The organism is Staphylococcus intermedius NCTC 11048, assembly GCF_002902385.1.
Taxonomy (GTDB): domain Bacteria; phylum Bacillota; class Bacilli; order Staphylococcales; family Staphylococcaceae; genus Staphylococcus; species Staphylococcus intermedius.
Window position 1 is genome coordinate 128,686 of the sequence record NZ_PPQH01000018.1, and the last position, 7,889, is coordinate 136,574.

Below are 7,889 nucleotides of genomic sequence, written 5' to 3' on the forward strand. Positions count from 1 at the left end.
TTTCGCTTGTGAATACATCGCATATCTTAACAATCACAACAAGACACTTTTGTCTACTTGTCCAAGTGTGGTAGGTAACTCACAGACCCCCGCATAAAATGACAGGCGTGAGGTGAATAACCGGATAGAACGGCGCACACTCATTTTCTTAAATATTTCCCTTTATTTAATATCCACATTGACACAATAGCAATATGGTTGGTGTAGCCTACGCATGACGTCGTGATTTACGCCCCCATCACCTTATACAAACCACCTTGAGGCTTTCTATCCCTTTCCCATTATGTTGGGAATGATAGTTTAGAACTCACTATTTTGAAACGGTAAACATTCGCCAGCACGTTTTAACTTGCCATAAAAATACGCTGTGTGTTTTTTATTTCCCCCAAATGTGGGGAATAACAAAGGACGCCCCAATTCAAGGCCCACTTTGCTGTAATAAAAAGCTATTGCTCATTTTTGAATAACTCTATATTCATTTCCGACTATTAAGAAACCAAAATATGTAGTCTTTTTTGACTTTGTACTTAATATGCAACCACTTATCCAACGTATATTGTCACCATACCTTTGTATAACCTTGTTATTTTTAAACACATATTCACTTATCTAACAGTATGCTGTCACCTGTGTAGCCAAATTGACCACGTAGGTAAATATGTGTGTTGCTTATATTAGCTGTTAGGCATTTTAGGATAATAGTACGCGCCCTTTTTTGACCATACACTTTTACACGCCTTAAAATTGAATTCTGCGTACTCAATTAGGGTACTTAGGTCAGGGCTCAAATTTGAGTTGTGTAATTTTGCAGCCCCCAAATTTGGGTTTTGTAAACTTTAATTGTTTAGCAGTCTGCTTATAGGTTATTTGCATCTCAATCATCATGTTTATTACTTTTGCCTGTTTAAAGCATACTTTTTAAATCATCTCAAAATTAAAGAATATTAAATGTGCTGGTATGTAGCAAAACGTGAAATTGCGTTCTGAGAATGCACCAACTTAGTGCATCGGGTAGAAATGAATTGGTTAGTCTTTTTTGACTATCCAATTTTGGATTGTCTATCGTCACGAAACACGACGGAACGAATCGTTCCCCCCTTACTACCTTGAGACCTTAGTATTTCTTAATATTTTAAAGAGCTTCACCCCTCATAAACTCTACCGCTTCATCATTCTTCAACAGTCACATATTACTGAGTACCAACCTACACATATTATATTTGCTCCAAACCTTTCAAATTCGTTTAAATCACGTCCATTTTAGGCATCTAAATAAAATATAATGGTATATTTATCCTTTTTACGTTATCGTGCTTCTATCGGCGTTTATAAAGCTCTGACAGATATGTAGTAGTTTGTAGTAAAATAACACTGGAGATACTCATTTTTGAGTAGGTACAGAATTATGCTATCTGTATTTTACCGACCCCTTTTATCTTGCTTATTATTGACCTGACTTAACGATTCGCTCTGTCAGCTCTTGTGTCTCACCACTATGTATAACCGTATAAGTTAATATGCTCAAATTCGAGCCAATCAAATAAAAAAGCTCTAACCGTACAATACGGAAAGAGCACACATAAACTTATATTATGACTACAATAAGCGTATCCATAAATACACTTGTAATATCTTAATGACTATATTGCTTAATCTTGCTGGCACGTGTTCGTCTATCTTCCAATCGTTTCAATTTTCGCCTATTCTGGCACGCTACACGCCACTTATAATAAATCGGGTACAAATCTTCCTGTAACCTCTGAATCGCACCACACGCTTTGTATTTGCTTCCTGTGCGCATATATTTAATGATTTGCTTTCTATCTTCAAGACTGTATGTGGCAATCACTTTATTAAACATTGCAATCATCGGGCTGGTCTTTCTCTTGTACCGCTTCAATGCCTCTTTTTGTTCTATGATATGTTCTGCTAGCTTATCGATAGGATATGAAGCGGGTGAGATACCATGTGTAGAATCATAATGAACCACTGAGGTGTTGAGGTGGTACATTGATTCTATATATTCGTTAATGTCGTCTATTTTCTCACTTACATAAAAAGGATTGAAGTCAGTGAGTAGCTGCCACTCTGTTATTTTGGCCACACGATAAATAAGCGTTTTATTAATTCTTTTCAGTTTCACTAGCTCACCCTTTTTTATGATAATTTGAAAACAAAGTACCGTTTTGGTATTGGAGGGGGTCATACATGAAAAATTCACAATAAATGTGGGGAGAAGATTCCCCTGCCCCGTTTCCCAAAGTTTTAATCCATTTAAAAATATTTTGGTGGGGGAGAAGCGGAGAACAAAGCGCCCTATTTTTTTATCACTAGTTTTTCAACCGCTTCACGCCGTCTTATACTGCCCTCAATTAACCGTGTTAAACTTTTGATTGCCTGCGCTTTTTCCTCCTGCGTCGTAATCATGTAGTACCCTCTACGGTCAGATGAATAGTTGCAACCAATCGGATAAGCGTAAATTGTCGACAATTCACTTATAATGCGACGTATCCAACGTTCATTACTTGAAGTCTTTTCATATCCTAATTGATTAAGCATTTTTTCTTTAGTAATATATTTGTTCGGTGCATTAATTATCACATTGAGTACTTGGCGGTGTTCATCTGGTAATTCTTGCACCTTTTCTGTTATTTCTCCCATTTTGTCACTTCCTTATTTTAATATTTGATAGTTTTGTAACATAAAGCCTCGTGTTTTTATCGCATAACTGTATGTGTAGTTCCCTGTTGGTTCCCTCTTAGTTCCCTGTCATTAAATCACATCGGGAACCGCTTCTCTCTTACTCTCCCAATAGATTCACCCAAATGGTTCCCCAAGTTCCCTGTTTTTTTTCGAGCCTATATATACGTATATAAAAGCTATATAGTAAATGTGTAACTTTCTATATAGGTATATGTTTATAAATTATAGGGAACTTAGGGAACTAATAGCCTAAAGCCATTGATATGACTGTATTTGTACGGTTCCCTATTATTAAATTTTACAGGGAACCGATAGGGAACTCAGGGAACCATACCTATATATCTTCATAATCAGAATGGTATTGACTAAAGTCATAATCCAATTCATTTATAATTGTATTTTTAATTGCGTACCCTCGTGGCTTTTTACCTTTATGGCCTACTCTTTTGGTCAACTTTTCTTTATCAGTGACTAGGTAGCCACGTTCATTCCATTGTTTTGTAATGCTATGAAGTTCGTGACCTAAAAATTGCTTTAATGTTTCACCCATTATCAATAAGAAATTACGTTTATATATAGCCTTAACATCACCTGAACTTACGTCATGGTAGCCATCACCCTCAATGCTGTTTCTGTTAGCGTCTAAATACTGTAAGAGTTCCTCCAACAACTGTTTAGGCTTATCAATATTCCTGTTGGTGTCTAGCATGCTGTTATATGCTTGGTCTATCGTGATATAGGGGTCGTGTTCAAAACCATCAATGTCGTTGATAATTTCACCAGTTACTTGTAACAAAGCAAAATTACGTCCAATACGTGCCATAATTTCGTTGTTTTCTGCTTTTTCAATGAAACGCTTCTCATGACTTTTAAATGAACGATAGTAAGCCTCTTTATCTGCATGGTATTGTTTCATGAATGCTATACCTAACGTCCCGTACTGGCTGTTTATGCCCTTATATAAGTCAGTGAATGATACATCACTATTGAACGGATTATCTTGCAAGGTAATGACTCTAGCACCAATACCAGCTTTTTCATTACCATTATCTGCTAGTGATGTCTCACCTGTTGATATCATAATATTTTGCCATGTCCGTTCAACGTCTATACTCGACTTATTACCACGCCCTTTTTCACGACCACCACTAAATTGATAAATCACATCAGGTAACATATAGGGGTTGGCTTTTCTTGAATCATCTAATAGCAATGGAAAACTGTTCAAGAATGCGGACTTACGTTCTATATTCACCCTTGTGGTATTCCATTCACCGATAAGATTAGATGTTCCCCACACACTGCTAGCGACCTTTAACGCTGTTGTTTTACCTCGTGAGCTTGCTCCGCTTAAATCAATGATAAAAGGTTCGACATCAAAATCATGCAATAGTATCGAGCCACAAGACGCATACAATAACATCATGGCAGGGTATGAGTTTGAAACAATAGTAAATACATTTTGCGCATAATCTTGTAGTGTGCCTTTTGTTTTAAATTCCTTTGCGATATTTTTGTATCCTTGTTCATAAATAGCTAGCTCAACATCTTTAATTAAAGGGTGAATAAAGTATCGGTCTACATGACCTAAACGCGTGACAATTCTTGTTATCGGCAATGGATTAAGTCGCATATACATGCTGATATAATTAACTAAATCCACACGGTTGGTCGTGTTCACATCAAACCCCCTGTCAGCCAAATTAATAATGTGTGTAGCGTCTGCTAAATCACGTGCCAATACTGTATGCTTGTTTTCTTTTTCAGCACTATTGAACTTGAGTTGATATGTGAATTCACCTGTTTCAATGTCTTTATATTTCTTGGTAATGTATGGCGTTGTTGAAGTGATTAACACCGGTATCACTTTTACATTATCTCCCTTACCTTTCTCGACTTCCTTATATAGCCAACCATTGTCGCCAACTTTATAATTGGTCGGTATAATGTCGGCAGGTGCTTCTTTGTTGATGACCTCTATAACGTCATTAGGAAGCTCGGCCATTTAATCACTCCTTTCTTGTGTGCTTTGTATAAATACTTTTAAACGTCTTTGTAATCTCCTTATCTCCAATCGGTGGTGTGCATTGCTTAGCCCAACCATACGCCAACCCATATACAAGACTAGGCTCGACATATCGGCGCAACAGATAGCCAATGAGCTGTGTAAGTACGATATTACGTTCACCTGCACCCACACCCATTGCGATAGATTCCCAATGTGAAGGGTCTCTTTTTCTGAATGGTGAAGCGGTACCCCCTTTATCTTTCTGAATGTCAACATTCTTCAACAATTCATCTGTATCAAGTATGAGGGCATCGTTCACCTTAAAAATAAATTCGCTATCTTTATCCTTAACAACTGGCAACGCTTGAACTTGTGACGCAACCTTTGAAGATTCATCGTATTTAAGCCCTATATGCTCACCAAACAATGCAATAGCATTTTTGTAACACTTACTATCTAACGGCCTTGAAAGTGGTATAACGAGCCGATAACGTGGTTTCTCGGGTGTGTGGTTGTAAGTTGAATAAATACAGTATGAAAGTTTGCCGATACGGTCATAAATCGTTTGGATAAAATCAATTGAACTGTCTAATTCATCATAATCAATCACCAACATGTTTCTGTTGACCACATTATCATTGTTACGACGCTTAATGACGTTATCATTTTCACCCGTTTTCACTTCACCGCATAGCATTAACCCCCTTGCATATTTGTTAGTAGGGTCAATCCGCTTCACGCTCAACCAATTAAGAAACTCGCTCCAACAAAAGTGATATTCTTTTTCAAAACTATCTGCACTTAAATTGTTATAGTGCTGTATTTTTATCTTTTCAGTATCGTTTTTTATCTCATATTTGATATAATTCATATAGATAATCCTTTCTATCGATTATTGTTTATTTTTGCGTTATCAGTTCTGTCGCCAAACTTCGCTGATGACGCTTTTTCTATTTCTTTAAACTCTTGAATTTGCTTGTCGAGTCGCTCAATATATATGTGCATTAAGTCGCATAACTGCGCAATTTGAATACGGTGTTCATGATATTTATAGCCATGTATTTTCACTTCGTTCATACTCAACACGTGACTAGGTTCATGTATAAAATATTCATCTTCAAACCATCCAAAAGAAGTAACTGCATCATTGATTTTCTCTTTAACTATTTCAATTTCACTAAATAGATTTCTAATTTCCCAATTCATTTTCTATTCCTCCACTTCAATATTTCCTACAATATAGTCCAATGCCCATTCCAGTATTCCAATGATGTGACCTTTGCGGTCTGTTGTATGCTTATGCTCACCTTTGTCATCTATAATGTTGTAATGGTATATGTCTTTCGTTTCGTTCATAACATCATATAATGTACATACAACTTCATTAATGATTCCGTATTCTTCACTGTCAAACTTTAAATAGGACACAATTTTGAATAGCTCTTTATGAATCATCTTGAGTGCCTGCTCATAAAAACTTGTAGTACTTTTCACAACAATGGCCTTTTCCATTACTTTGACCACTTTGTATAAATGCTTTCTCTGACTCAATCCCATTTATATTCACTCCTTACTTATGTGCTACTGCTTTGTATTCCGCTCCAAGCATCATCACAAGGGCTATGCTAATTTCTGATTATTGGTGTACTTGTTATAAATATGGTCACTTATAGATAAATTAAGATTATATTTATTAACAAAAATCATGAACTCTACAGTTTCATCTAATATTTGTTGTCTTAATTCCAACATTTCCCTTGTCATATCTTGCTTTTTAAGCATCTTTGCAAAGCCAAATACATTCGATACCGCTTTGTTACTGATTGTTTGTGCTTTCAAATAATCATTTCGAGAAATGCCCTCAATGCCATTCTTCAAGTTGTCCATAGCTTCTTTTTGTTTTTGCTTATCTAACATGCGGAACACTTCAAAACCTTTAAGACCGGTTGCTTGTCGTAACTCAACAAGTACATCACAAATCCAATCTTGAAAGTCCAATGCTTCGGGCTTGTTAGACCTCATTACAAGGCGATAGATACCTTTTTCATTGATTACTGTATAATCTTGAAATTTTCTAGCTTTCTTCTTACCTGATGTGGTACTACCTTTAAGAGTACCTCTTACATGTTCGGGTAAGTTTTTTGTAGCATTAAATGCGTCTCTAAACCCTAGAATCTTTGCTACATCACTAGCTACCGCCCAATACTCTCCGTCTTTTTCGACAAATCGTATTTCTTTCTTGTTAAAAATTTGTTTAATCACTTGTTATCCCTCCTGTTGTGTTACAGCTTTATATTCCGCTTCTAACACCACGACAATGGCACTGAACATATACAATGCGCCTGCTATATGAAAGTCGAATGTGGTAAATAAGAAATACGCAATCAAAAGCATCAATGCAATACGTTTTACTCTCATGGTCTCACCACCTTTTAAAGACTAAAAAACATGGTACTGTTTGACTCTCTCTCGCATGCGGGCGTTGTTGATTTACTATTGCTTTAAGCTCTCCAATACCTGTTCAATGTCTCGTCTGTCATAAATCCAGCTTTTACCTTTCCTAAATTTTTTCAGTCCGGCTATCTCCCATCGTGTTATATCACGGTGGGTACATTGAAATTCCTCCATCACTTCTTTTTGATTAAGATACCGCTTTTGATTCTGTCTTGCCCTCTCTAATGCCACTGCTTCTGCAATCCTCACAATCTCAGTTACAAGGTGCTGACTGGCTTCATTGCTTAGTAGTTGCGTCATAGTTGTTCACCACACTTAAAATAAATATTTTTTCAATATCGACCCCCAAAAATTCGGCCATTTTTTTAGCTAGCTTAGGCGAGGGGCTTCTTTTCCCGTTAATTATTTGATTTGCATAAGAAATATTAATATCTAAATTTTTCGCATAGTCTGTTACTGATAGACCCTTTTTCAGCAATATCATCTTATGCTCAGTGATTTTACTTTGAATATTCATAACAATAATCCTTCCCTAATGACAACTTTCCTGTGCATTTGATAATTATATAAAAACACAAAGTAGAACATACGTCAACAAAAACGACAACTTTCTTGTGCGTTTGTTTATTATTCATTGACTTATTTTTTAATTTATACGAATATAAGAATATAAATCTTTAAGTGAGGTAATAAAAAATGATTAGAAATAGACTTGCTGAATTAC

The 7,889-nt window shown here is 36.1% G+C and carries 10 protein-coding genes; all 10 read right to left on the reverse strand.

Annotated features, from left to right (window positions below; translation table 11 throughout):
* Positions 1-1,633: 1,633 nt before the first annotated feature.
* Positions 1,634-2,143, reverse strand: coding sequence for an encapsidation protein CP3 (locus tag CD138_RS05120; RefSeq protein ID WP_096638127.1), 510 nt, complete (start codon positions 2,141-2,143; stop codon positions 1,634-1,636).
* 173 nt (positions 2,144-2,316) lie between these two features.
* Positions 2,317-2,661: a hypothetical protein gene (locus CD138_RS05125; protein WP_019168684.1), complete on the reverse strand. Its 345-nt coding sequence runs from the start codon at positions 2,659-2,661 to the stop codon at positions 2,317-2,319.
* Between the two features lie 376 nt (positions 2,662-3,037).
* A complete protein-coding gene (locus tag CD138_RS05130; protein WP_019168683.1) occupies positions 3,038-4,708 on the reverse strand; it encodes a DUF927 domain-containing protein in 1,671 nt (556 codons plus the stop codon).
* Between the two features lie 4 nt (positions 4,709-4,712).
* The gene (locus CD138_RS05135; RefSeq protein WP_019168682.1) at positions 4,713-5,582 is read right to left on the reverse strand and encodes a primase alpha helix C-terminal domain-containing protein; all 870 of its coding nucleotides are present in this window, start codon (positions 5,580-5,582) and stop codon (positions 4,713-4,715) included.
* 14 nt (positions 5,583-5,596) lie between these two features.
* A complete protein-coding gene (gene tscT / locus CD138_RS05140) occupies positions 5,597-5,917 on the reverse strand; it encodes a type II toxin-antitoxin system toxin TscT (protein WP_019168681.1) in 321 nt (106 codons plus the stop codon).
* A 3-nt stretch (positions 5,918-5,920) separates the two neighbouring features.
* Positions 5,921-6,268, reverse strand: coding sequence for a hypothetical protein (locus CD138_RS05145; RefSeq protein WP_019168680.1), 348 nt, complete (start codon positions 6,266-6,268; stop codon positions 5,921-5,923).
* 63 nt (positions 6,269-6,331) lie between these two features.
* Positions 6,332-6,973, reverse strand: coding sequence for a BRO-N domain-containing protein (locus CD138_RS05150; RefSeq protein ID WP_019168679.1), 642 nt, complete (start codon positions 6,971-6,973; stop codon positions 6,332-6,334).
* A 3-nt stretch (positions 6,974-6,976) separates the two neighbouring features.
* Positions 6,977-7,129, reverse strand: coding sequence for a hypothetical protein (locus CD138_RS14140; protein ID WP_019168678.1), 153 nt, complete (start codon positions 7,127-7,129; stop codon positions 6,977-6,979).
* 75 nt (positions 7,130-7,204) lie between these two features.
* Positions 7,205-7,465, reverse strand: a complete 261-nt coding sequence (locus tag CD138_RS05155) for a hypothetical protein (protein ID WP_019168677.1) — start codon at positions 7,463-7,465, stop codon at positions 7,205-7,207.
* Positions 7,443-7,682, reverse strand: coding sequence for a helix-turn-helix domain-containing protein (locus tag CD138_RS05160; RefSeq protein WP_019168676.1), 240 nt, complete (start codon positions 7,680-7,682; stop codon positions 7,443-7,445). Before CD138_RS05160 ends, CD138_RS05155 begins: the two co-directional genes overlap by 23 nt.
* Positions 7,683-7,889: the final 207 nt, after the last annotated feature.

Bases quoted from the DNA above. Each gene is read 5' to 3' on its own strand.
- CD138_RS05125 (WP_019168684.1), bottom strand. From the start codon at position 2,661: ATGGGAGAAATAACAGAAAAGGTGCAAGAATTACCAGATGAACACCGC.
- CD138_RS05130 (WP_019168683.1), bottom strand. From the start codon at position 4,708: ATGGCCGAGCTTCCTAATGACGTTATAGAGGTCATCAACAAAGAAGCA.
- CD138_RS05135 (WP_019168682.1), bottom strand. From the start codon at position 5,582: ATGAATTATATCAAATATGAGATAAAAAACGATACTGAAAAGATAAAA.
- tscT (WP_019168681.1), bottom strand. From the start codon at position 5,917: ATGAATTGGGAAATTAGAAATCTATTTAGTGAAATTGAAATAGTTAAA.
- CD138_RS05145 (WP_019168680.1), bottom strand. From the start codon at position 6,268: ATGGGATTGAGTCAGAGAAAGCATTTATACAAAGTGGTCAAAGTAATG.
- CD138_RS14140 (WP_019168678.1), bottom strand. From the start codon at position 7,129: ATGAGAGTAAAACGTATTGCATTGATGCTTTTGATTGCGTATTTCTTA.
- CD138_RS05155 (WP_019168677.1), bottom strand. From the start codon at position 7,465: ATGACGCAACTACTAAGCAATGAAGCCAGTCAGCACCTTGTAACTGAG.
- CD138_RS05160 (WP_019168676.1), bottom strand. From the start codon at position 7,682: ATGAATATTCAAAGTAAAATCACTGAGCATAAGATGATATTGCTGAAA.